The organism is Paenibacillus sp. Paensp38, from assembly GCF_059491915.1.
The window spans coordinates 4175993-4198354 of record NZ_CP168516.1 but is presented as its reverse complement, the minus strand read 5'-3'; the positions used below and the strand labels follow the sequence as shown (position 1 = coordinate 4198354).

General features: G+C 48.0%; 21 protein-coding genes and 1 riboswitch. Of the genes, 15 read left to right on the top strand and 6 right to left on the bottom strand.

Annotation, left to right across the window (positions count from 1 at the left end):
* Positions 1–56: 56 nt before the first annotated feature.
* Both ACEN8J_RS18605 and ACEN8J_RS18600 read right to left on the bottom strand, forming a co-directional pair.
* Positions 57–548 carry a DinB family protein gene (locus tag ACEN8J_RS18605; RefSeq protein WP_318627573.1) on the bottom strand — a complete coding sequence of 164 codons (492 nt, stop codon included), beginning with the start codon at positions 546–548 and terminating at the stop codon, positions 57–59.
* A gap of 133 nt (positions 549–681) precedes the next feature.
* Complete coding sequence (locus tag ACEN8J_RS18600; RefSeq protein WP_029515786.1) at positions 682–1296, bottom strand: superoxide dismutase; 615 nt, start codon at positions 1294–1296, stop codon at positions 682–684.
* Between the two features lie 521 nt (positions 1297–1817).
* Between ACEN8J_RS18600 and ACEN8J_RS18595 the strand changes: the two genes are divergently transcribed.
* The 7 genes from ACEN8J_RS18595 to ACEN8J_RS18565 all read left to right on the top strand — a co-directional run bounded on the left by ACEN8J_RS18595 (position 1818) and on the right by ACEN8J_RS18565 (position 7297).
* On the top strand, positions 1818–2243 hold the full coding sequence (locus ACEN8J_RS18595; protein WP_029515785.1) for a GNAT family N-acetyltransferase: 426 nt from the start codon (positions 1818–1820) through the stop codon (positions 2241–2243).
* A 131-nt stretch (positions 2244–2374) separates the two neighbouring features.
* Positions 2375–2959 (top strand): signal peptidase I, encoded by a 585-nt coding sequence (lepB, locus tag ACEN8J_RS18590; protein WP_165150757.1) that lies wholly within the window; start codon positions 2375–2377, stop codon positions 2957–2959.
* A 38-nt stretch (positions 2960–2997) separates the two neighbouring features.
* A complete protein-coding gene (gene rnhA / locus ACEN8J_RS18585; RefSeq protein ID WP_023986996.1) occupies positions 2998–3435 on the top strand; it encodes a ribonuclease HI in 438 nt (145 codons plus the stop codon).
* A gap of 95 nt (positions 3436–3530) precedes the next feature.
* The gene (gene queG / locus ACEN8J_RS18580; RefSeq protein WP_165150759.1) at positions 3531–5279 is read left to right on the top strand and encodes a tRNA epoxyqueuosine(34) reductase QueG; all 1749 of its coding nucleotides are present in this window, start codon (positions 3531–3533) and stop codon (positions 5277–5279) included.
* A gap of 107 nt (positions 5280–5386) precedes the next feature.
* The gene (locus ACEN8J_RS18575; RefSeq protein ID WP_013308742.1) at positions 5387–5641 is read left to right on the top strand and encodes a YneF family protein; all 255 of its coding nucleotides are present in this window, start codon (positions 5387–5389) and stop codon (positions 5639–5641) included.
* Positions 5642–5695: 54 nt separating this feature from the next.
* Positions 5696–6289 (top strand): GTP cyclohydrolase I FolE, encoded by a 594-nt coding sequence (gene folE, locus ACEN8J_RS18570; protein ID WP_013308743.1) that lies wholly within the window; start codon positions 5696–5698, stop codon positions 6287–6289.
* Between the two features lie 162 nt (positions 6290–6451).
* Positions 6452–7297: a lipoate--protein ligase family protein gene (locus tag ACEN8J_RS18565; protein WP_340931310.1), complete on the top strand. Its 846-nt coding sequence runs from the start codon at positions 6452–6454 to the stop codon at positions 7295–7297.
* A 204-nt stretch (positions 7298–7501) separates the two neighbouring features.
* Here ACEN8J_RS18565 and ACEN8J_RS18560 read toward each other — a convergent pair whose 3' ends face one another.
* Together ACEN8J_RS18560 and ACEN8J_RS18555 are read right to left on the bottom strand one after the other, a co-directional pair.
* On the bottom strand, positions 7502–8881 hold the full coding sequence (locus tag ACEN8J_RS18560) for a Fe-Mn family superoxide dismutase (RefSeq protein ID WP_029515780.1): 1380 nt from the start codon (positions 8879–8881) through the stop codon (positions 7502–7504).
* A 256-nt stretch (positions 8882–9137) separates the two neighbouring features.
* The gene (locus ACEN8J_RS18555) at positions 9138–10175 is read right to left on the bottom strand and encodes an alpha/beta hydrolase (protein ID WP_029515779.1); all 1038 of its coding nucleotides are present in this window, start codon (positions 10173–10175) and stop codon (positions 9138–9140) included.
* Between the two features lie 300 nt (positions 10176–10475).
* Between ACEN8J_RS18555 and ACEN8J_RS18550 the strand changes: the two genes are divergently transcribed.
* Together ACEN8J_RS18550 and thiC are read left to right on the top strand one after the other, a co-directional pair.
* Positions 10476–11219 (top strand): IclR family transcriptional regulator, encoded by a 744-nt coding sequence (locus ACEN8J_RS18550; protein WP_165150762.1) that lies wholly within the window; start codon positions 10476–10478, stop codon positions 11217–11219.
* 155 nt (positions 11220–11374) lie between these two features.
* A riboswitch (TPP riboswitch) is annotated at positions 11375–11487 on the top strand.
* A gap of 187 nt (positions 11488–11674) precedes the next feature.
* Positions 11675–13483, top strand: a complete 1809-nt coding sequence (gene thiC, locus ACEN8J_RS18545; RefSeq protein WP_340931311.1) for a phosphomethylpyrimidine synthase ThiC — start codon at positions 11675–11677, stop codon at positions 13481–13483.
* 122 nt (positions 13484–13605) lie between these two features.
* On the opposite strand, the gene ACEN8J_RS18540 is transcribed toward thiC, so the two are convergent.
* Entirely contained in the window at positions 13606–13758 is a 153-nt protein-coding gene (locus ACEN8J_RS18540) for a hypothetical protein (protein ID WP_010348453.1), read from the bottom strand.
* A gap of 509 nt (positions 13759–14267) precedes the next feature.
* On the opposite strand from ACEN8J_RS18540, the gene ACEN8J_RS18535 reads away from it, so the two are divergent.
* From ACEN8J_RS18535 to ACEN8J_RS18525, 3 genes are all read left to right on the top strand, one after another.
* Positions 14268–15104: a YitT family protein gene (locus tag ACEN8J_RS18535; protein WP_029515776.1), complete on the top strand. Its 837-nt coding sequence runs from the start codon at positions 14268–14270 to the stop codon at positions 15102–15104.
* A 323-nt stretch (positions 15105–15427) separates the two neighbouring features.
* Positions 15428–16066 (top strand): SdpI family protein, encoded by a 639-nt coding sequence (locus ACEN8J_RS18530; RefSeq protein WP_495593837.1) that lies wholly within the window; start codon positions 15428–15430, stop codon positions 16064–16066.
* A gap of 44 nt (positions 16067–16110) precedes the next feature.
* The gene (locus tag ACEN8J_RS18525) at positions 16111–16458 is read left to right on the top strand and encodes a DUF1648 domain-containing protein (RefSeq protein WP_069011282.1); all 348 of its coding nucleotides are present in this window, start codon (positions 16111–16113) and stop codon (positions 16456–16458) included.
* 73 nt (positions 16459–16531) lie between these two features.
* Here the strand turns inward: ACEN8J_RS18525 and acnA are convergent, their stop codons facing one another.
* The gene (acnA, locus tag ACEN8J_RS18520) at positions 16532–19243 is read right to left on the bottom strand and encodes an aconitate hydratase AcnA (protein WP_029515773.1); all 2712 of its coding nucleotides are present in this window, start codon (positions 19241–19243) and stop codon (positions 16532–16534) included.
* 420 nt (positions 19244–19663) lie between these two features.
* Between acnA and ACEN8J_RS18515 the strand changes: the two genes are divergently transcribed.
* The 3 genes from ACEN8J_RS18515 to ACEN8J_RS18505 all read left to right on the top strand — a co-directional run bounded on the left by ACEN8J_RS18515 (position 19664) and on the right by ACEN8J_RS18505 (position 22244).
* A complete protein-coding gene (locus ACEN8J_RS18515) occupies positions 19664–20659 on the top strand; it encodes an amidase domain-containing protein (protein WP_495593836.1) in 996 nt (331 codons plus the stop codon).
* Positions 20660–20732: 73 nt separating this feature from the next.
* Positions 20733–21821, top strand: coding sequence for a D-alanine--D-alanine ligase (locus ACEN8J_RS18510; protein ID WP_029515771.1), 1089 nt, complete (start codon positions 20733–20735; stop codon positions 21819–21821).
* 99 nt (positions 21822–21920) lie between these two features.
* Positions 21921–22244: a hypothetical protein gene (locus tag ACEN8J_RS18505; RefSeq protein ID WP_007428793.1), complete on the top strand. Its 324-nt coding sequence runs from the start codon at positions 21921–21923 to the stop codon at positions 22242–22244.
* Positions 22245–22362: the final 118 nt, after the last annotated feature.

Sequence of the window (22362 nt, the reverse complement as noted above, 5' to 3'; positions counted from 1 at the left end):
TAAACGACCGAGGATGGCCCTAACTTTACATAGGTATGCATGTACATTCGTTAAAGCTAATCGATGCCACCATCGCTTTCAATCAGCCCTTTGCCGATTACATTGGCCGTAACCGGAGGCTTGCCGAGCTCCCGAGACCATATGGACAACTGCCCAATATGGTGGATTTGGTGGGCAATGACATGGCGCATCACCTCGCCCCAGGCATCCATTACAATTCTGCCGTCCGGGAGGTGATCTTCAAACCTTTTCCGTTCCAGACCATCATGCCAGGCGAGCACGAACGGCTCGACATCGAGTCGAAACTTCGCATCCAGCTCACGGACCTTGTCGAGCGTATCATACAGAGAGAAGTCCTCCTGAAAGTCGGGTTTGCCCTGAATCGTTTGAATCCAGCTCCACTCCACATCAACGATATGAAAGAGTGTCTTTAGAATGCCGCCGACTCCGCCGACGCGTTGTTTCAGTAATTCCTCCTGCGACACCTCTTCACACCAGCGGTACCATTGTTCCCGAATCAACCAGTTGTAACGAAAAAAAGTCTGCATCCATCAACCTCCAGAGCCATATTTGAGAATCATCTCCACCAGTTTACCATGGAATGCCAAAAGGGCTGTCTCATTCGTAGAAAATCTACTTTTGAGACAGCCCTTATTATAGGATAAGAATGTTGCTACTGGCTTATTTCTTTGCAGCCGCGTAACGTTTGTTGACTTCATCCCAGTTGATTACATTGTAGAAAGCTGAAATGTAGTCTGGGCGTTTGTTTTGATATTTCAGGTAGTAAGCATGCTCCCAAACGTCCAGTCCAAGTACCGGAGTCAGACCTTCAAACAGCGGGCTATCTTGGTTTGGAGTGCTAGTGATCGCCAGTTTGCCGTCTTTGCCGACAACCAACCAAGCCCAGCCGCTACCAAAACGAGTTGTAGCTGCTTTAGTGAAGTCTTCTTTGAATTTGTCATAGCCGCCCAGTTCATTGTTGATTGCTTCAGCAATTGCACCTGTTGGCTGTCCGCCACCGTTAGGACCGATAACTTCCCAGAACAGGCTGTGGTTGTGATGTCCACCACCGTTATTGCGAACCGCAGTGCGGATGCTTTCTGGAACGCTGTCCAGATTAGAGATCAGATCCTCCAGGCTTTTGCTTTGCAGTTCGGGAGCGCTCTCCAGAGCTGCGTTCAAGTTCGTAACATATGTGTTATGGTGACGATCATGGTGAATTTCCATTGTCTGTGCATCAATGTGCGGTTCCAATGCGTCTTTTGCGTAAGGAAGTTCTGGTAATTGAAATGCCATAGTAAAATCCCTCCTGGTTATATGGTTGGGTAAGTGTTCCTATGTAATAATACCCTCGACAGTTATATTAAACCGCATTCAGCATATTTAATCAACATTTTTGTTTGTAAAATAGCAAACTGGGCAATACGGCCTGGTAGATAGCATGTCCAAAAACCCGCTTGGAATACACAATACATAGGTAATAAGAGGTAAATTGTGAACATTAAAATGTAAACGCTTTATATACAGCGCTTACACGAGAAAAAGGGATGTATTCCGTCAAAAAGTATGGTTTAATGGTCAAGGAAGCAGAAATTTCGGCTTTTTTGTCGTCTGCTATAATCTGTCATGTCTATGACATGACGAACTTGAGGGCATACACCCTTTTCCTGTTCTTCATTTCATATATAGCAGATCGTATGCATTTTTATCATAATGCCTTGTGATTAACACCATGATAAGAAATTTAAGGATTTATGTAAAAATGACGGTGCTGTCTCAATTTTTTTATTATGCTTACGAAAAGGGAGATATTACTTATGCACGTTCGTTCCTTTCAATTAAGTGATGTGAACTCAGTAACGGAACTCATGCAAATTGCCTTGTCAGAGGAGTGCTACAAAGAGACGGTGAAAGCATTTGCCCGTCAGCTTTCGTGGGATTCCGGTTTGATTATCGTTGCAGAAGAAGAGGGAGAGATCGTGGGTGCTTTGATCGGCACGATCGATCAGAATGATGGTTGTTACTATCGTATCGCTATTCACCCGGATCGTCGTCGGATGGGAATCGGCAAATCGCTTGTGGAGTCCATGGAGCAGCGTTTTCAGCAACGTAAGGTTAGCCGTATTTGGGTAGCAGGGGACAAGCATAACAGTGTGGCCATGCCTTTGTACGAAGCGATGGGCTATGGAGCAAGCCAGATTTTACAGGCTTTTCAGAAGCTGAGTATTTTGGCGCCTCATTAATTGGGAATCGAAATAAAGAGAATTGAATAACATTAAGTATAATATTTACATTTAGAGCATATCTGAGTAACCGTTGCAATCGGGTACGGGATATGCTTTTCTATTTATAACAGGGTTGAGGAGGTTTAATTATGGACGCTTTGGCTCCTTCGTCAGGCCCGCCTCCCTCGCCGGAAACGTCCAAACAAGCAGGTCGCTCTGGTTACATACGCGATTGGTTAGTCACTCTTCTGATCGCTATGGTCGTCTTGCTGCTTCTGAACCTGTTTGTATTTAACTTGTCCACGGTTAGAGGACATTCGATGCAGCCGACGCTAATGGAAAGCCAGCATTTGTTCGTTAACAAGCTGGTTTATAATTTTCATGATCCGGGCAGGGGGGACATTGTGATTTTAAAAGATCCCGATTCCAAGCTGTCGAACCCAAGATTTTTAGTGAAAAGAGTCATAGGTATTCCCGGAGATGTAATCCGAGTTGAACATAATCATTTGTATGTGAACGGTGAACTGCTAAATGAACCTTACACTAACTCTGACGTGGAGGATGGTGATTATGGTCCTTTTACGGTGGAACCGGGGCACTTTTTTGTCATGGGAGATAATCGCCATACTGCAGCAAGCAAGGATAGCCGCTATTTTGGCAGCATTAAATCTCAAGATTTACTGGGACGTGCAGAATTTATATTTTGGCCGATATCTGAGTGGAAATGGCTATAGAGCAACTAAAGTCTGAAATTAAGGAAAGGAAGAGGATGATGAAAGAAGTGATGGTATATACCGACGGCGCTTGTTCGGGAAATCCGGGTCCTGGGGGCTGGGGGATCGTTCTGCTGTATGGGGAGCATCGTAAGGAGCTGTCAGGTGCCGAGAAAATGACGACAAACAACCGTATGGAGATTAAGTCCGTGATTGAAGCACTGAAGCTGCTCAAGGAGCCTTGCCATGTGAAAGTACACAGTGACTCTGCCTATGTCGTCAATTGCTTCAAACAGGGCTGGATTAAGAACTGGCTTCGTAATGGCTGGCGCAACAGTAAAAATCAGCCAGTGGAGAATAAGGAATTATGGGAAGAGCTGTGGGAACTGATGGGTAAGCATGAGGTTGAATATGTGAAGGTTAAGGGGCACAGTGACAACGAACTGAATAATCGCTGTGATTTTCTGGCGACCAGTGCTGTTAAAAATTTACGGTAGCATCTGCTGCTATTTTCTGTTGAAATTTGAGATATGAGAATTTTGCAAATCCTCATATCTGTAATGATAAAAAGTGGAAGAGAGGTGAGTATCGGATGCAACGCGGATTGACTCAGGCGGCTGCCGGAACCGCTTCGACTTGGGCTTCGCTCAAGCAGGAAATTATTGAGGCGGCTCCAGGGCTGGGTATCGACTCCATCGGGTTCGCATCCGCCGACCCCTTTCTGTCTCTGAAAGCTATATTGGAAGAGCATCGTGCGAAAGGCTATGAATCCGGCTTTGAGGAGCCAGATATTGATAAGCGGATCTACCCGGAGCTGTATGGCTCACAGCCTGCATCTCTGATTGCTATTGCGGTGGCGTATCCTTCCAAAATGAAGGACCCGCCGAAGTCGGACAAGGGGAAGTACCGTGGTATTTTGGCGCGTTCAGCCTGGGGGAAAGATTATCATCTGGTACTACGCGAAGCGATGGAAAAGCTTGAGGCTTTTATAAGTGAGCGGGTGCCTGATGCCATTATGAAAAATATGGTGGATACCGGAGAACTGTCGGATCGAGCCGTTGCGGAACGTGCAGGGATTGGCTTTAGCGGCAAAAATACGATGATGATTTCACCGACGCTGGGATCATGGATTTATCTAGGTGAGCTGTTGACGAACATTCCTTTCCAGCCAGATGAACCGGTAACGGAGGGTTGCGGCGAATGTACCAAATGTTTGGATGCCTGTCCTACGGGCGCGCTTGTGGGTCCTGGACAGCTGAATGCCCAGCGGTGCGTATCCTTTTTGACGCAAACGAAGGGCTTTCTGGATGAGGAGTTTATGCGGAAGATAGGGAATCGGCTGTACGGATGTGATACTTGCCAAATGGTATGCCCCAAAAATCGGGGTCTCAACTGGGATCACCATCCCGAGCTTACACCCGATCCTGAAATTGTGAAGCCGTTGCTGCTGCCGTTATTGGATTTGAGCAACCGTGAATTCAAAGACCGATTTGGTCAAAGTGCGGCGGCTTGGCGGGGGAAGAAGCCCATTCAACGCAATGCAGTCATTGGACTGGGCAATTTCAAGGATATCAGTGCGGTGCCCAAGTTAACGGAGGTTTTATTGGATGATCCGCGTCCCGAGCTGCGAGGCACGGCGGCGTGGGCTTTGAGTCGAATAGGAGGGGAAAACGCTATGACAGCGATCAAGCAAGCATCAGAGAAGGAACAACATGAGCAAGTACGCGAAATGATCGCGCAAGCGCATTCCAAACTAGAGGAACAAGAGCAGGCAGAAGAGCAAAAGGCATCTGAATTATCAAAACCAGAAGTAACGGCCGGGGATTCACAGGGTCCAACGGCGATTTATTATGATGAGATGGAGACACCTGTGGGCACGTTGACGCTGTGCGCTACGGATCGGGGGGTGTGTCGAATAGACTATGGCGTTTTTCACGCGAAGGAAGCACTGCTTCAGCAATGGGCCCGAACATGGATTGGGGAATACGTCTATGTGCAGGAGCCGGAAAAGCTGTGCGAAGCCGCGGATCAACTGCGTGAATATTTTGCCGGAGAACGACGGGAATTCAGTATAGCCTATGATTTGAGAGGCACCCCTTTTCAAGAGCAGGTATGGCGTGCACTGCAAAATATTCCGTACGGACAAAGTGTGTCCTACAAAGATATTGCGGAATCGATCGGACGAGCCAAGGCGGTACGTGCTGTGGGTGAAGCCAATAACAAAAATCCGTTACCCATTCTGTTTCCATGTCACCGGGTATCGGGTGCTAATGGAAGTTTGGTCGGTTATGCTGGAGGCTTGCCAGTTAAGACGAAGCTGCTGGATTTGGAGAAACAATAAGGACATATGTTTGCAAAAAGTGATTTGCTAGCTGTCCCATGTTTTGCTATGATAGGTTCGTGTGTAATTCAAGATGTTTCATATAAATATACAGAGGTGACGACTTCGTGGTGTGGAATATTGTCATTCCGATTATTACCCTGATTGCTGGTTTGGTTGGGGGATTTTTCATCGGTGCTTATTATCTTCGTAAACAGCTTGAAAAGATGCAAAACGACCCTGAAACGCTGCAAAAAATGGCCAAACAGATGGGTTACAACCTGAATGGGAAACAAATGCAAAAAGCCCAGCAGATGATGAAGAACCAACAGTTCTCCAAAAATCAGCCTGGTCCGCGTAAAAATCAGGGCCGTCGGAAATAATGAGCAACGTGAGTACGGATGCCGCATGAGGTTGCTGCATAGAGGAGGATTACTGTGGCTGGCGTAAAAGATTATATTAACCGCAAAGCTGCGGATAACCGGGATAAAATCGAGTACCATGTGGAGCAGATTTTACAACTGATCGGTGAGGACCCCAAGCGTGAAGGGTTGTTGGAAACACCGGCACGCGTTGCGCGCATGTATGAGGAAATATTTGCGGGTTATGAGGTTGATCCCCGGGATGCGCTGGGTGTGACATTTGACGAGAATCACGAGGAGCTTGTGATCGTGAAGGACATCGTCTATTACAGCCAGTGTGAGCACCATATGGCTCCTTTCTTCGGAAAAGTGCATATCGGCTATGTACCCAGCGGCAAAATTGTAGGATTGAGCAAGCTTGCACGCCTGGTAGAGGCAGTGACCCGCCGATTGCAGGTACAGGAGCGTATTACTTCACAGATCGCTGATATTTTAAATGAAGCGGTCTCCGCTCACGGGGTTATGGTAGTCGTAGAAGGCGAGCACCTGTGCATGTGTGCAAGAGGTGTCAAAAAGCCTGGTAGCAAAACAGTAACGTCTGCGGTACGCGGTACGTTTCGTGATGATGCAGCGCAGCGCGCAGAGTTTCTGTCGCTGCTTAAGGATTGATCGAACATCGCAAGACGTTTATGTGATGAACAAAAAAGGGTGGTTTACGCATAGGCGTAGCCACCTTTTTTTGTTAACATCAGATATAAACGACGGGATAGCCGCCTTAAAATTACGATTAGCCTATGGATAACAGTTATTTTTATAGATAGGGGATAACGTATGGAGAATGTACATAGATCAACAGAAAAAACAACAGCTTTGCCTGAGTTGCAGTGGTTTGAAGCACCACTTGCGGACACTCAGGAGGACGTTTTGTCTCCGCTGGCTTGGGAGGAGCTGGCCTGTCGGCAAGTAGGGAAAGGAGCTGCACCCATTTTGCATCTTTGGCGGCATCCGTCAGCGCTTGTGATCGGTCACCGGGACCGCAGGCTCTCTTACGCCCCACAAGCGATGGAGCGAGTGCGCAACGCGGGAACTTCGGTATGCGTACGCCCCTCAGGTGGAGCAGCCGTCATGCTGGACAGGGGGGTGCTGAACCTGTCCTTGATCCTGCCGAATCCACAGCGGGCCATCAGCCTGCATGAAGATTTTCGGCTCATGGCAGCGCTAATTGCCGATGCGCTGGTTCCGTGGTCTGGCGAGGCGCAGACCGGAGAAATCCCCGGGTCCTTCTGTCCCGGGGATTACGATGTCAGCGTCCGGGGCCGCAAGTTTTGCGGCATTGCACAGCGACGTCAAGCCAAGGCGTATATCATCACAGCCTTCGTGATGATTGAGGGCAGCGGTGCAGAGCGTGCACAGGCGGTACAGCAATTCTATACAGAGGCAGCCGGAGATACGTCGACAGGCGTGCAGCAGCAGGATTACCCCCGGGTGAATCCAGCAACGATGGGTAGCCTGGCAGAGCTGGCTGGAGTGCCGTCTGTTGAGGCGTACACGGCATCTTTGCGCCGTGTCGTCGAGAGCCAGACAGCCATTTTACCTGCCGATAGCTGGCTGGTACAACCGGAAGGATGGACCGAACAAATGGCATCGCTCAGAGAGCGATACGATTTGCAGGTGTAGTTTATCTTTAGCTTAGAAGCCTATTAGTGCGTGTTCAAAAAGTCGGCTTTTCAGGACCGAGAAAGTTGGATGAAGCTAGGGACTGAGTAGCGGAGCGTAGACAGATCTACGTGAGCAACGGAAGGCCCGGCTGAATTCAAGATTCGACGTCGAATCCGCTTCTTGAATAGCTTCGTTATGGAAAGACGACTTTTTGAACAACCTCTAGAAGGGTTGCCATCTCAGCTTGGAGGCTTGATCGTAGCGTGCTTCCACTTCAGGCCAGTTAACGACATGCCACCAATCCTCAATGTATTTGTTGCGCTCGTTTTGATGCTTTAAGTAATATGCGTGTTCCCACACATCTATCGCCAGCAGCGGAATGGACTCCCATTGAGTCAGATTCTGGTGCTTTTCGGCCTGCAAAATTTCAAGCCGTCCCGCGCGCGGACTCCATACCAGGATCGCCCAGCCGCCACCCTCGACCTTTTCGGCTGCCGAACTGAATTGTTTTTTGAATGCATCGTAGCTGCCAAAATCTTTTTTAATCTGTTCAGCCAGCGGTCCGCTTGGGTTTCCACCGCCTTGAGGACTCATGATCGTCCAAAAAAGAGTATGCAGATAATGGCCTGCGCCGTTGAATGCCAGTTCGCGTTCCCAATGTTTTACGAGATCAAAATTACCTGTTTTTCGGGCTTCTTCCAGCTTCTTTTCCGCTTTATTCAGGTCATTCACATAGCTCAAATGATGCTTGTCATGGTGAATGCGCATCGTTTTTTCATCAATATACGGTTCAAGCGCATTATAGGGGTAAGGGAGCGGTGGGAGTCGATGTCCTCCAATAGGAACCGACCGGCCGATTGAGGTTTTTTCCGTTGCCGAAGGTTGAGCCTGGCTGGATTTGACGCCTTTAGTCGTCCATGTGCCTTCTCCCCTTATGCCTGCCTGACGTTCTCGAAACGCTTCCTCTGGGTAATTCTCACCCTCTGTCGCTACATGATACAACCCAGCAGCCCTTGCGATGGAGCCAGGTTCTTGAAAGGGGGTTGTCGAGATCAGGAAATATTGGCTTTCATGTGCCGCGTGTAATACAACTCCAGCGGATTTTGGCTGCTGACGCAATGCATGACTGTGCTCGCTCAGCAGACCGAGCTGCCGTACATACTCCTGTGACTGGCGGTTTGCGGTTTGTAGCAAATCGTCCAATCGACGATTTAATTCTTGTGAGTCAGGCTGAGCGTTTAATGCTGACTCTGACGATGGCATCTTTACAGATGATGATGCGTCTAATCCCCTTGACTGTTTTGGAGGTTCAGTGAATTCGTGTGTATGTGCTTGTGGGGCAGCCGACAGCTGTTTCCATTCCTGATGCCACGCCTGATCTGCCGGATCAAGTGCGCTCCGTTGCTCTTCAAGCAACTCTATGGCGGTGCGTTCCGTCTGTTCGAATACAGTCCGCCAATCATCCAGCAGCCGTACATAAGTAGGCTCCAGTCCCTCGGTAGCGGATTTAATCACTTCCACATGCCAACTTTCCTGCTGCTTCCAATGCCGAATTTCCTCCAGCACACGTAAGGGCAGGAAAGACCCATAAGTACTCAGCATCGTTTTATACCTCCCGTATCCCACTATGGCTATCCGGCGGATCTGGCAGATCTGCCCTGGATGCATACGTACCCAGTATATTCGCTGTCCTATCGGGAATATGTCTATGAACTCGCTTAATTTGGTCACATCTGTTACGTAGAACAAGAATACCATGGTAAACGAAAAAGAAGCCCAGCTACGGCACGGGTTAGTGTCCGTAGGCAGGCTTCTTCAAGGTGAAGAATTAAATACAGTTTTTTTGAAAAATAATTCTTTACTTTGTAGTCGTTTGTTTGTGGGCATCAGCGATCGTTTTCTTGTCCTCCAGCTCCTGTACACTGCTTAGAAACGTCGATACCCGCCGTAGATATTCACGGGGATGCTCTCTGAAAATAAGCTCATGTATTCCGTTTTTGACAATCCATACACTGGAAAGTGGGTTGGTTTGATTGGCAGCGAGCTTTTCCGCAATAGGATAAGGAGCCTTTTCATCCTGTGTACCATGCACAAACATGATCGGGAACGGATAGTTTTCCTTTTTAACCTCCTGATATGGAATCTGATGCAAGCTGGTGCCGTTCAAGACTGGAAACAGCAACTCCAGAATTTCCAAAGACGGATGTCTTGGCAGGTTAATTTGATTGTGAATGTTATGGTACAGCGTATCCGGCTCCAACAGGAAAGTGCTGTCCAAAATCATTGCGTCCACATCCTTGGTTTGCAAGCCCGCCTGAAGAGCGGTTCCTGCCCCCATGGAGAAGCCCCATACGATAATCTCCGACGAGCCGCGTTGCTTCGCAAGCTGGATCGCTCCGAGAAGCTGCTGGGATTCCGCTTTGCCTCCGGTTGCGACTGATTTGCTGTTTTGTGACGCGAATCCATAATCGAACATGACCACATTAAAGTTCAAACTGTGGGCATAATGCGCCAGATCATACATGGGAATCCAGCTTTCTTCGCGGTTAGCTCCATAACCATGGCTGAAAATAATCGTTTTCCGCGATTGATCCGCCGGGATATACCAGCCTTGTACCATGCGGCTACCATCCTTGGCAGGGAAGCTGACTTCCTCATAAGGCATGTTTTTGGCCTGCATCGGATTAGAGTACAGCGGCGCGACGGTAGGATTCGTAAGTACCCATGCGATGTAAGCATGCAAGGCAATAAAACAAAACAACAGAAAAAAAACGACCGACAGCAGCAGAGCAATCACAACGTGCTTGAACCGCAGCAGACGGGGATTAAAGAGTGGGGTGGACGGCTCCTGAACAGCGGTCTGTAGCTGAGAGTTGCGCTGGGATGTAGAAATCATGTAAGAGCCTCCTTATATAAAATTGATCTTCGTTTCAATAGAATTTAGGTATAATTCCACTTGAAAATGATAGTGTATATCCGTATAGATACCTATTATCGTATGATGGGGGTTATCCAAAGTCAACGCCTGAACCGGAAAAGTAAAAATGATGCAAAGAATTGTCGATGTTTGTTCTCGTTCTGTAATATGGTTGTCACAAAAACATCGGTTTACAGTAGCCGCGACTATTCTATATAATTTATGTAACCATGTTTCATAGTGTGAAACGAATATGGATACAAGAGGAGCGGTTCACGAATGGAAGACCGTAAATTAACCGTTCGCGCTGTAGAGCGTGCACTTGATATATTGCTGTGTTTTACCGCAGATTCGGATCTTGGCCTAACGGAGATTGCCTCCAAAATTGGTCTACATAAAAGCACGGTTCATCGGCTGCTGACTACGTTGGAGGATCGGGGCTTTGTCGTTCGGAATGCCGAAACGGAAAAATATCGACTTGGCTTCCGCATTTGGGAGCTATCCACACATTTGTCCCAAAGTGACGAGCCGGCGGTGTTGTTACAGCCTGCAATGGAAGGACTGCGTGACCGTCTGGGCGAAACGGTCAGCTTGTACTTACGGGACGGCAACATGCGTATTCGCATACAAGCCGTGCAGAGCAATCAGGCGATCCGCAGGGTTGCGCCTGTGGGTGCGCGTATGCCGCTGGCTGTAGGAGCCTCCAGTAAGGTGCTGGCTGCCTTTATGCCGCCGCAGGAGCTGGAAGCCCTGCTAAGCGGGAATGAATGGCCGCCCTCGGTAGACGCGGAGGTCTATAAAGCCCAGCTGCAGGACATTCGCGAGAAGGGCTATGCGACCAGCTATGAAGAACGGGAGCCAGGGGCCGCTGCTGTGGCCGCACCAATTGTGAACCGGAAGGGACAGGTCACTGCGGCTTTATCTGTATCCGGTCCGGTCAGCCGGCTTGCACCCGAGACGCTACATGACTTTGCTCCGATTTTGATCGAAGCGGCGAAGGAAATGGGGCTTATGCTTCCGTAACAAGAATGAATGCAGTTGAAGCAAGCAGAGTGATTTGATGAGGAGCGTCTCCTTGCTAAATGGAACCTAGAAGGGTTGCCAAAGCCATAAATTTGAAGTAATCTGATAAGGATGGCGGGATGTCTGTTATGTCCGCCTCATGTGAATAGAAGTATCACAGTTACTGGGGGAGCCTGTAATGCCGGGCTGAGATGGAATCGTGCAAGATTCCGGACCCTTTGCACCTGATCTGGATCATACCAGCGTAGGGAAGTAATCGGCCATTGAAATGTATACGCAGCTGCTGTCTACGGTGACGCATTGGAATAGGATTATTCCACATGTGCACGGTCTGGATAGCTGCCTCGTTAGATTAGCCGGTTCCCTCGGGAACCGGCTTTTTTGCATAGATCAGCGCCACCCTGGGAATGGTTCCGGATCGGTGTGTCATTTCATCGAAACAGGAGGAATGGACAATGAAGCCGACAGAAGTAGAAGGAACAAAAGCAACAAAAGAAGTTGAGGTAGAGAGAACAAACGGGGAGCAAGCCAGTGGGGTAACGCCCTTTCCAGGGAGCCGTAAGGTATATATTCAAGGCTCGCGGCCGGACATTGCCGTCCCAGAGCGGGAAATTGCTCTTCATCCTACACATACGCCGCAGGGCACGGAGCATCATGAGCCATTGCGTGTGTACGATACGAGCGGTCCCATGACTGACGAAGCCTATCAGGTCGATATCCGTCAGGGCCTGCCTCCATTACGGCGAGCTTGGGCACTGGAACGGGGCGATGTGGAGGCTTACGAGGGACGCGCCGTCAAACCGGAGGATAATGGACTGAAACCTGGCTCCAAACGGGAGACAGTTGAATTTCCCGGCGTGACCAACCGTCCGTTTCGTGCTTCGCAAGGTCGTACAGTGACGCAAATGCATTATGCACGGCAAGGGATCATTACGCCCGAAATGGAATTTGCGGCGATCCGCGAAGGGGTGGAGCCTGAGTTTGTACGGCAGGAATTGGCGGCTGGACGAGCCATTTTGCCTTCGAATATCAATCACCCGGAAAGTGAGCCGATGGTCATTGGGCGTCATTTTCATGTGAAGATCAATGCGAACATTGGTAATTCTGCGGTTACCTCCTCGATTGAGGAGGAAGTGGAGAAAATGACCTGGGCTGTGCGTTGGGGCTCGGATACAGTTATGGACCTATCCACAGGCCGTAATATCCATACCACACGTGAATGGATCATTCGGAATTCTCCTGTACCGATTGGAACTGTGCCGCTGTATCAGGCACTTGAAAAGGTGAACGGCGAAGCAGAAGCGCTGACGTGGGAGTTGTATCGCGATACGCTGATCGAGCAGGCGGAGCAGGGAGTGGACTATTTTACAATTCATGCGGGTGTATTGCTGCGGTATATACCGATGACGGCGAATAGAATGACGGGAATTGTGTCCCGTGGCGGGTCGATCATGGCAGCCTGGTGCCTTGCGCACCATCAGGAGAATTTTTTGTATACACATTTTGAAGAAATCTGCGAAATTATGAAAGCCTATGATGTGGCCTTTTCTCTCGGGGATGGTCTACGTCCAGGTAGTATCTATGATGCGAATGATGAAGCACAGTTTGCAGAGCTGGAAACGTTGGGCGAGCTAACGCAAATCGCATGGAAGCATGATGTTCAGGTCATGATTGAGGGGCCGGGACATGTCCCTATGCATAAAATCAAAGAGAATGTGGATTTGCAAATGGAGATTTGTAAGGAAGCTCCTTTCTATACCTTGGGACCGCTCACGACGGATATTGCCCCCGGATATGATCATATTACCTCAGCCATCGGGGCGGCGATGATCGGTTGGTTCGGGACGTCCATGCTGTGCTATGTTACGCCTAAGGAGCATTTGGGTCTTCCGAATAAGGATGATGTCCGTGAGGGTGTCATTACCTACAAAATTGCAGCACATGCTGCCGATCTGGCGAAGGGCCATCCACGGGCGCAGCAGCGGGATGATGCTTTGTCCAAGGCACGCTTTGAGTTCCGCTGGCGGGATCAGTTCAATCTGTCGCTTGATCCCGAGCGGGCCTTGTCCTACCATGATGAAACGCTACCAGCAGAGGGAGCCAAGGAAGCACATTTTTGCTCGATGTGCGGCCCCAAATTTTGTAGTATGCGCATCACGCAGGACATTCGCGCCTATGCAGCGGATAAGGGGCTGAACACCGAAGAAGCAGTGGCCGCTGGGATGCGTGAGAAGGCAGAGCAGTATCGGGATGGCGGTCAGTAAAACGAATGTGTGAGTTTAGGAACGCATGAATCAAAAAAAGCCGTGGTTCTCTACAGTCGATGTAGGAAACTACGGCTTTTTGGCTTATGTAAAGCGAGTCATGCAACCGGATAAACGGCGCCTTATTTTTTACCCATTTTTTCATTCAAAATGTCCTGAAAGCTGAGCTTCTTCTCCGAGCTATCTTCTTTCTTCTGCATACTCACCGCGTTGGCACGTTGGTATTGGTGGTGAAAGGGCATCAGGGTGTGGACGGTTAAGTTCATTGTATTCATGTAGATCATTCCTCCAATTCCATATTGTCAAATTCAGATTGAGTTGCTTAGGACGTCTGTATAGGACTATTTGTATGTACTTGATGTCGCAATGCTATGTAGGTTGCTTGGTTATGTTTCAATCATTATACCCACATTTTTTCAAAGTAAAACGCTTTTGACATAAAACAGGAAGATGGTCATGTGTGTTCAAAATGCCGATTAGGAGGATGGTCGTTTTAGGGGAAAATGTGCCTAGGTCTAAAACAAGGGCTTGAGGCCCGTTTTCTTAGTTTAGTAGTCGGGATTGTGTTTTTTTTGTCGAATAACCTTGTAAAAGGAGGGTTTTGCGGACTCCTCAAGTCAGGATTGAGGCAGTCTGGTGGCGAATTAAAGTGTCAAAGTTGTATTGACTTTATGTTTGGTAGTAGATACCATGAACTGGTTGTCAGCGTATTTTGACAACAAGAGTCAGCCAATCGATCTGGCGATTCATCCTTTGAAATGTTAGAGAGAGGATTAGAGCATATATGAAAAAATGTATTGCAGACATCGCATTTATTATTCTGGGTGCGTTTTTTTTCGCGCTAGCTGTTAATCTGTTTGTGATCCCGAATGAGTTTGGTGAGGGAGGTGTTACAGGGGTCACAATCATCCTGTACTACCTGTTTCAGTGGTCTCCCTCGATCGTTAATCTGGTGATTAATGGCTTGCTGCTGATTGTCGGATATAAATTTTTAGACAAGAGAACGACCTTGTACACTATCATTGCGGTCGCTTTTAACTCGCTGTTTTTACATTTAACAGTCAACTGGCGGATTGATTCGCATGAGCCGACGATTAATGCCGTTTTTGCCGGAGTTTTGGTGGGGGTCGGCATTGGCTTAATCGTACGGGTAGGTGGCACAACGGCGGGAACGGTCATTTTAGCCCGGATTGCCAACAAGTATCTGGATTGGAATATCAGTTATGGCCTGCTGTTTTTTGATTTGATTGTCGCATTCTCTTCCTATTTTATTATTGGCCCGGAAAAATTGATGCTAACTATCGTTATTTTGTACGTTGGTACGAAGGTGATGGACTTCATGATCGAAGGACTGAACCCCAAAAAAGCGGTCATGATTATTTCGGAGCACCAAGATAAAATTGCCGAGATGGTCATTACGAAAATGGATCGTGGAGTTACTGTCCTGTCAGGCCACGGTTATTACACTAAAAATCCAAAAGAAGTGCTGTATATCGTCATTAGTAAACAAGAGGTATCGGCGCTTAAAAAGATAGTGAAAGCCATCGACACAGCAGCGTTTATCACCATTCATGACGTGCGGGACGTGTTCGGAGAAGGTTTTCTGGATATTTCGAAGTAACTGGTGGTGTGAAGGTAAGGTTATAGGAGAATAGGGTAGGAAGTCGGTCCTGAGGGATCGGCTTTTTTGCTTTGAGATGTTTATTTTAATAATCGAAATAGGTAGATAGATAATAACTTCTTTTCGAAACAGAAGAAAAGCTATTTTTTGTAAAAAAATATTGTGAATGTGACTTTGATCTCTTATTTTTTTGAAAAATATGCATTATGATCTGACAATAATATATATTTTATTAAAATATATTCATTTTTTATAATGAAGTATTATAAATACACTTACTTCTAAAATCAACTGAGAAACAGTTCCAAGTGAGGTTGTTTTGAGTGGAGAATAACTATGATTTAAAAAAAGAATTTAAAAAGCCGTGGATTCAGATTTCTATTTTATTTATTATATTGCATTTTATAAATTCATTTATTATATTGCCTTCAATGAACCCGCTAAAGCTCCCTTTAGCTTTTTTTATTGTGTCATCAGGAGCGATGATTATCTCTTTTCTTATTGTTGTCTTGTATCCAAAATTCTCGAAACATAGAGAACAATTTTCTGAAAATAATTTGGTTCCATATCGTAAAATATGTTCCAGTGTGTTTGTTGTTCTAAATTTTATTTTTCTTTTTTTAATGTTACTGTATTCAGATGCTATTTACTTCAGTCCCTTAAATATAGTTTTATTGGTTTCAGCGATATCGCACTTAACAGTAGGTATCACATTCACTAAATTAACACCTAACCGTTTAATTGGTTTGAAGTTCCCATGGCTGCTTTCGAATGAAAAGGCATGGAAGAAGACGCATCGTATCTCTGCTTATATTTGGATAGCCTTTGGCTTAATCGGGATCGCTATAGGATTAGGACAAGAAGTTAATGTGTGTATGGTGCTCGCTTCTTGTTTACCGACGATGATTAGTTTTGTTACTTCTCTCTTTCTAAGCCATAGGTATAAAAATATAGACTGCTGATATCTGTATAATGCGGATCGATTTGGCATATTAGGGGGATTTCCATGAGAAGTAAATTAAATTTTTCTAATGTATTGTCTTTTCTTATTTCTGTTTTGCCTTTCATTATCTACCTTTTCATGTATCCGAGAATGCCTAGGAATGTAGCAATCCACTACAATTTCAATGATGTGGCTGACCGTTTTGTTGACAAATCCTCCCCTGAGGTATGGTTGTTGTGTGGAATTAGCCTCATATCTTTTATAATTATGCTTATGCTCCAACCCTATTTCAGTCGTCAGTTCAAGAGCGAAGAAGGCTCTGCAATCATGGAAAGCCTGCCTGGTCTCTTCACACTTCTTATAACCCTCGTATTTGCAATCTTGGGTATATGTTTTCTTTTAAAGGCTTGAAGCATGTAAAAAATCCCCTCTCAATGTGCAGTTTCCACTGCATTTGGAGGGGATTTTGTTATTTATACGCTCTTTACTCTTGAATCATTTGACGCAATACGGTTTGCAGAATACCACCGTTGTGGTAGTAGTCGATATCGACGGTGCTGTCCAGACGGGCAATTACCGGGAATTCGAACTTTGTGCCATCCTCGCGTTTAGCCACAACTGTAAGCTCTTGACCAGGCTTCACGTCATTGTTAATGCCGAGGATGTCGAAGGTTTCGCGGCCATTGAGGCCCAAGCTGGACCAGCCATAGCCCTCCTGGAATTGCAGAGGCAGTACACCCATGCCGACTAGGTTACTGCGGTGAATCCGCTCGAAGCTTTCGGCAATGACAGCCTTAACGCCCAGCAGAAGCGTACCTTTGGCCGCCCAGTCACGAGAGCTGCCTGTGCCGTATTCCTTACCAGCGATGACGATCAGGTTCTGATCGGCTGCCTGATATTTCATGGACGCATCATAGATGGACATTTCCTCATCCGTTGGCAAGTATTTGGTCACGCCGCCTTCAGTACCTGGAGCCACATTGTTGCGGATACGGATGTTGGCGAATGTACCGCGCATCATGACCTCGTGGTTACCGCGACGGGAGCCGTAGGAGTTGAAATCCTTGCGTTCCACGCCATGCTCCTTCAAGTACAGTCCTGCCGGGCTGGAAGGAGCAATGTTGCCTGCTGGTGAGATATGGTCCGTCGTGACCGAATCATTCAACAGGGCAAGCACACGGGCATTACGGATTTCCTTGATATCCTGCACGCCATCCTGAAGTTTTTCAAAGAATGGTGGATTTTGAATATAAGTTGATTTTTCATCCCATTCATACAGTTCGCCTTCAGGAACCGGAATGGAGTTCCATTTTTCATTGGCAGTAAATACATTTTCGTATTTGCGACGGAACATATCCGGGCTGAGAGACAGGCTGATGGCTTCCTTGATTTCCTCGGAAGTGGGCCAAATGTCTTTCAGGTAGACAGGCTGATTGTCCTGATCGTAACCGAGCGGATCATTCACCAAATCAATGTTCACTGTACCTGCCAGCGCATAAGCGACAACCAGTGGCGGTGAGCCGAGATAGTTGGCTTTGACCTGCGCATGCACACGGCCTTCAAAGTTCCGGTTACCGGAAATAACTGCGCCAACCGTTAAATCATGGTCTGTGATAGCTTGACTCACTTCGTCAGGAAGTGGGCCGGAGTTACCGATACAGGTTGCGCAGCCGTAGCCTGCTACATGGAAGCCGAGGGCTTCGAGCGGTCCGATTAATCCCGCTTTTTGCAGGTATTCCGTCACGACGAGGGAGCCTGGCGTCAAGCTTGTTTTAACATAGCCTGGCTTTTTGAGCCCACGCTGCACTGCCTTTTTGGCCAGCAAGCCCGCACCGAGCATAACGCTTGGATTGGAGGTATTCGTGCAGCTTGTGATAGCCGCAATAACGACTGCTCCTGTACCTAACTCGCTGGTGGAGCCGTCCGGATGGGTCAGCGGAATCTTCTGTGCGATTTTTTCATCGCTCAGTCCATAGCCGCCCTTGTCCACCGGGGTACGAATAATGCCTTCAAACGTTTCTTTCATGCGGCCAAGCTCAACACGGTCCTGCGGACGTTTGGGTCCGGCGAGACTCGGTACAACCGAAGCTAGATCCAGCTCAATGGTATCGCTGAACACAGGGTCCGGTGTATCGGATGTGCGGAACATGCCTTGGGCCTTGTAATATTCCTCTACGAGGCTTACTTGCTCATCGGAACGTCCAGTGCTGCGCAGGTAGGCCAGTGTTTCCGCATCGACCGGGAAGAAACCAATCGTTGCGCCGTATTCCGGTGCCATGTTGGCAACTGTCGCACGGTCAGCCAAGCTGATGTTAGCCAGACCAGGCCCGTAAAACTCTACGAATTTGCCAACTACGCCTTTTTTACGCAGCATTTGTGTAACAGTGAGCGCCAGATCGGTGGCGGTAGAGCCTTCCGTCAGACTGCCTGTCAGCTTGAAGCCAATCACATCGGGAGTGACAAAATACAGCGGTTGCCCCAGCATACCCGCCTCTGCCTCAATCCCGCCGACACCCCAGCCAACAACACCAAGGCCGTTAATCATCGTGGTATGGGAGTCTGTTCCTACGAGGGAATCTGGAAAGACGACCGTTTCACCGTCAATGGTTTTGGTAGCGGCAACGGAGGCGAGATATTCCAGATTGACCTGATGGACGATACCTGTGGATGGCGGAACGGCGCGGAAGTTGTTGAACGCCGTTTGCGCCCAGCGCAGAAAACGGTACCGCTCCTCGTTACGTTCAAACTCTACATTAATGTTGTAATCCAGCGCATCACTGGTACCGAAAGCATCGACCATGACCGAGTGGTCGATAACGAGATCGACGGGAACGAGCGGATTGATTTGCTTCGGGTCCCCGCCCGCTTTTTTCACCGTATCACGCATAGCTGCCAAATCGACAACCACGGGGACACCGGTAAAATCCTGTAGCACGATGCGTGCAGGAATGAACGGAATCTCCTTGTTGGTGTCCCGATCCTCAGCCCAGCCTGTCAGCTGCTGTACATGTTCTTCAGTGATGGCGCGTCCGTCAAATTGGCGAACCGCGGCTTCCAGCAACACTTTAATGGAGAAAGGCAGCTTGGCGATACCGCTTTTTCCTTGTTCCTCCAGTGCCTTAAGACTGTAGTAGCGATAAGGCTTCCCGTTAACTTCCAGACTACGGGCGATGGAGAATTGATCTTTTCCTGACATAAGTATTACCTCCTTGAAGTGAATGCTTGGGGGAAAATAGGGATGTCGTTTTTTCGACGTCTTGCCCAGTTGGTTTAAATTGGTTGCGTTCTCAATTACATCTTCAGTGCTTCTTAACGTGTTAGAGGTTGTGATGAATGCAATTTGTTTCATTAGATGAAACGTGATTTCAAAATGATTGCTTTTGGATTAAGTATACCGTTTTCAGACAGTTCCGTAAAGTTTTTTTGGCCTAAATGATGCGTTGCAGATTGGAAAATAAAACGTCCCGCTCCCTCGCGTTTCGATGTTCATACCAAGCTTTAGAGATTCATACTTATAGATAGAGAGCATTTCAGACCAGAGAGGCAAGAAAGGAAGTTATACATCATTCCGGTTATCCCCGGAAAAGGATAGCGGGACGAATATGGAGGGATTGGGATGGGGGAGCGGGAATGGAAACAGGCCCTTTTTGCTTACGTGAATCAATACAATCGCAGTGAAGTGAATGGTGTACCGCAGCCGGATGAGTATCTGGAGGTGGGGCAGCGGATGGAACGAGCAGCACGTGCGGCCAGATTGGAGCAGTGGTACAACGAACGGGATGCTGTTCCCCTACGCAGCGAGACACGCGCCAAGCCGCTACGAATGGTGCAGGATACGCCGGATGAGGCTGTGGTAGATGTACAACTGCATGTCCGACTCTTTTATGAGAAGGGTGGGATGACTCACCGGGAGGATCGGATTGAACGGGAGCGTCTGACGTTCACACGCGAGGGTGAAGCCTGGCAGGTAGCGAGAATTGAGCGAGATCCGGCAGAAAGGAAGCCAGCGGGGGGAGAGGTTCCTTTTGAACAGGCTTCGTTTAATCAGGGAGGGAGTTTGCCGCTGCTGAATCGCGGTGTGCTGGGCTTTGGTACGTCCGCACGTCCCAGCCGATATCGCCGTGAAGAAGCAGCGGCTTATGCAGATCAGTGGTGGGATAGCTTTAACCCAGAGTTTGAAGGTTTTGATGTGGATTGCACCAATTATATCTCGCAATGCCTCTTTGCAGGGGGCGCACCGATCCACTATACTGGTAAAAGAGAATCGGGCTGGTGGTATAAAGGACGGGTCGCCGGACGTGAGCTGTGGAGCTACAGTTGGGCAGTTTCCAACAGTCTGGAGCGGTATTTGGGCTCCAGCTCATGGGGTTTGACTGCTGAGCAGGTGAGTCGACCGGAGCAGCTCATGCTGGGGGACGTCATTTTTTACGATTGGGATGGTGACGGAGCCTTTCAGCACAGCACGGTGGTAACGGCCTTTGATGCGGGCGGCATGCCGCTAGTCAATGCGCATACGGTAAGCTCCAGACATCGTTATTGGGACTATAAAAATTCGTATGCGTGGACCGACAACACGGTATATCGCTTTTATCACATCGCCGACTATTTTTAAATGAGATGATGGATAACAGGTATAGTGACGCAAATCAGTCATAATGACGAAAGTAGGAAAGCGGAGGATAGGCATGGCAAATCAAAAATTGACCGTAGGGCTGGTGTACGGTGGCAAATCGGGCGAACATGAGGTTTCGCTGCAAACGGCGTATGCGGTAATGAACGCATTTAACTATGAGAAATACGAGATTATTCCTTTTTATATTACGAAGGCTGGCGATTGGCGTAGAGGGGCGCTATTAAGCGCTCCTCTGGCTTCTGTAGAGCAATTGAAGCTGGAACGTGCAGAGGGCGGTACCAAGGCGGCATTAGATACGTTGTTCGGCAAGCTGTATGGAGAGCAGACGCTGGATGTGCTGTTTCCGTTGCTGCACGGCACCTTTGGCGAGGACGGAACGATTCAGGGTCTGTTCGAAATGGCGGATATGCCTTATGTCGGTGCAGGAGTGTTGGCTTCGGCAGCCGGTATGGATAAAGGCGTCATGAAGAAGCTGTTTGAGCATGCAGGATTGCCGCAAGTGAAATACTGTTATTTTAATAGTACACAGTGGGCCCAAACCAGTCATGATCTGGTACGTAATATGGAAACCGAGCTAGGTTATCCTTGCTTTGTCAAACCGGCCAATCTGGGATCAAGTGTCGGTATTTCCAAAGCCAGCAACCGAGAAGAGCTGGAAAAGGCTGTAGATCTGGCTTTGCAATTTGACCTGAAGGTGATTGTCGAGGAGTACGTCGATGCCCGTGAGATTGAGGTCAGCGTACTTGGCAATGACGAGCCGATTGCCTCGGTACCGGGTGAAATTGTATCGTCGAGTGATTATTATGATTATGCTGCCAAATATACGGATGGCCAATCGGAAATGCTTATTCCGGCACCGTTGGATGAGGAAGTGGCAGATCGGATTCGTGAAGCCGCATTACAAGCATTCCGCGCGCTGGAAGGCTGCGGGATTTCCCGTGCCGATTTCTTCGTCAGACGCTCGGACGGACATATTCTTATTAATGAAGTGAATACGATGCCTGGTTTTACACCGTTCAGTATGTATCCATTACTGTGGAGAGAAACTGGCGTATCCTATACAAGTCTGCTGGATCGCATGATTGCTCTTGCACTGGAGCGTTATGAGCGCAGGTCGGCACTGCACTACGAGAACTCATAAACGAAACAAAGGGGAGCTGATCACTCTCCTTTTTGTTCATATATGGCACTTACTTGAGCATTTCACTCAACCCTTAATGATGAAAGGTGGCGGCTACACATGGGCTTTCAAACTGAATTTAACTCCGTGTGCAAATTCAAGAGCGAACAAGAGCTTTACGAACTGCTGGAATACGGACGTGGCAAAATGGTTAAATCCGGGCTGCGCGTGTTTCCGACAGGCCAGAAGGTCATTGCTTACAGCGTGGACAACGTGGCAGTAGCCATCGTGCAGATTGTGGGCTGTATCGCCGAAATTAATTTCCAGGGCGATGAAGTGACCGAAGTTGAAATGATCCTCATTCGTAAGCTGAATGAAGAGGAATCAAGAATTCAGACCGCATTGGCGGATGAAATGTTTTTTGGAGCACAGCAGCAATCCTAGCTGTTTGCTTCTTGCAATTTGTACGATAACACCGAATCAGCATGTGCTTTTCCGGGTATGATCAGTAGAAAAGGGTTTTAGGTCACAGAACGAAAGCGGCCTTACCATCTACTGCGAA

Excerpts from the sequence above, each read along its gene's own strand:
- ACEN8J_RS18605 (WP_318627573.1), bottom strand. The coding sequence starts at position 548 with ATGCAGACTTTTTTTCGTTACAACTGGTTGATTCGGGAACAATGGTAC.
- ACEN8J_RS18600 (WP_029515786.1), bottom strand. The coding sequence starts at position 1,296 with ATGGCATTTCAATTACCAGAACTTCCTTACGCAAAAGACGCATTGGAA.
- ACEN8J_RS18595 (WP_029515785.1), top strand. The coding sequence starts at position 1,818 with ATGCACGTTCGTTCCTTTCAATTAAGTGATGTGAACTCAGTAACGGAA.
- lepB (WP_165150757.1), top strand. The coding sequence starts at position 2,375 with ATGGACGCTTTGGCTCCTTCGTCAGGCCCGCCTCCCTCGCCGGAAACG.
- rnhA (WP_023986996.1), top strand. The coding sequence starts at position 2,998 with ATGAAAGAAGTGATGGTATATACCGACGGCGCTTGTTCGGGAAATCCG.
- queG (WP_165150759.1), top strand. The coding sequence starts at position 3,531 with ATGCAACGCGGATTGACTCAGGCGGCTGCCGGAACCGCTTCGACTTGG.
- ACEN8J_RS18565 (WP_340931310.1), top strand. The coding sequence starts at position 6,452 with ATGGAGAATGTACATAGATCAACAGAAAAAACAACAGCTTTGCCTGAG.
- ACEN8J_RS18560 (WP_029515780.1), bottom strand. The coding sequence starts at position 8,881 with ATGCTGAGTACTTATGGGTCTTTCCTGCCCTTACGTGTGCTGGAGGAA.
- ACEN8J_RS18555 (WP_029515779.1), bottom strand. The coding sequence starts at position 10,175 with ATGATTTCTACATCCCAGCGCAACTCTCAGCTACAGACCGCTGTTCAG.
- ACEN8J_RS18550 (WP_165150762.1), top strand. The coding sequence starts at position 10,476 with ATGGAAGACCGTAAATTAACCGTTCGCGCTGTAGAGCGTGCACTTGAT.
- thiC (WP_340931311.1), top strand. The coding sequence starts at position 11,675 with ATGAAGCCGACAGAAGTAGAAGGAACAAAAGCAACAAAAGAAGTTGAG.
- ACEN8J_RS18540 (WP_010348453.1), bottom strand. The coding sequence starts at position 13,758 with ATGAATACAATGAACTTAACCGTCCACACCCTGATGCCCTTTCACCAC.
- ACEN8J_RS18535 (WP_029515776.1), top strand. The coding sequence starts at position 14,268 with ATGAAAAAATGTATTGCAGACATCGCATTTATTATTCTGGGTGCGTTT.
- ACEN8J_RS18525 (WP_069011282.1), top strand. The coding sequence starts at position 16,111 with ATGAGAAGTAAATTAAATTTTTCTAATGTATTGTCTTTTCTTATTTCT.
- acnA (WP_029515773.1), bottom strand. The coding sequence starts at position 19,243 with ATGTCAGGAAAAGATCAATTCTCCATCGCCCGTAGTCTGGAAGTTAAC.
- ACEN8J_RS18515 (WP_495593836.1), top strand. The coding sequence starts at position 19,664 with ATGGGGGAGCGGGAATGGAAACAGGCCCTTTTTGCTTACGTGAATCAA.
- ACEN8J_RS18510 (WP_029515771.1), top strand. The coding sequence starts at position 20,733 with ATGGCAAATCAAAAATTGACCGTAGGGCTGGTGTACGGTGGCAAATCG.
- ACEN8J_RS18505 (WP_007428793.1), top strand. The coding sequence starts at position 21,921 with ATGGGCTTTCAAACTGAATTTAACTCCGTGTGCAAATTCAAGAGCGAA.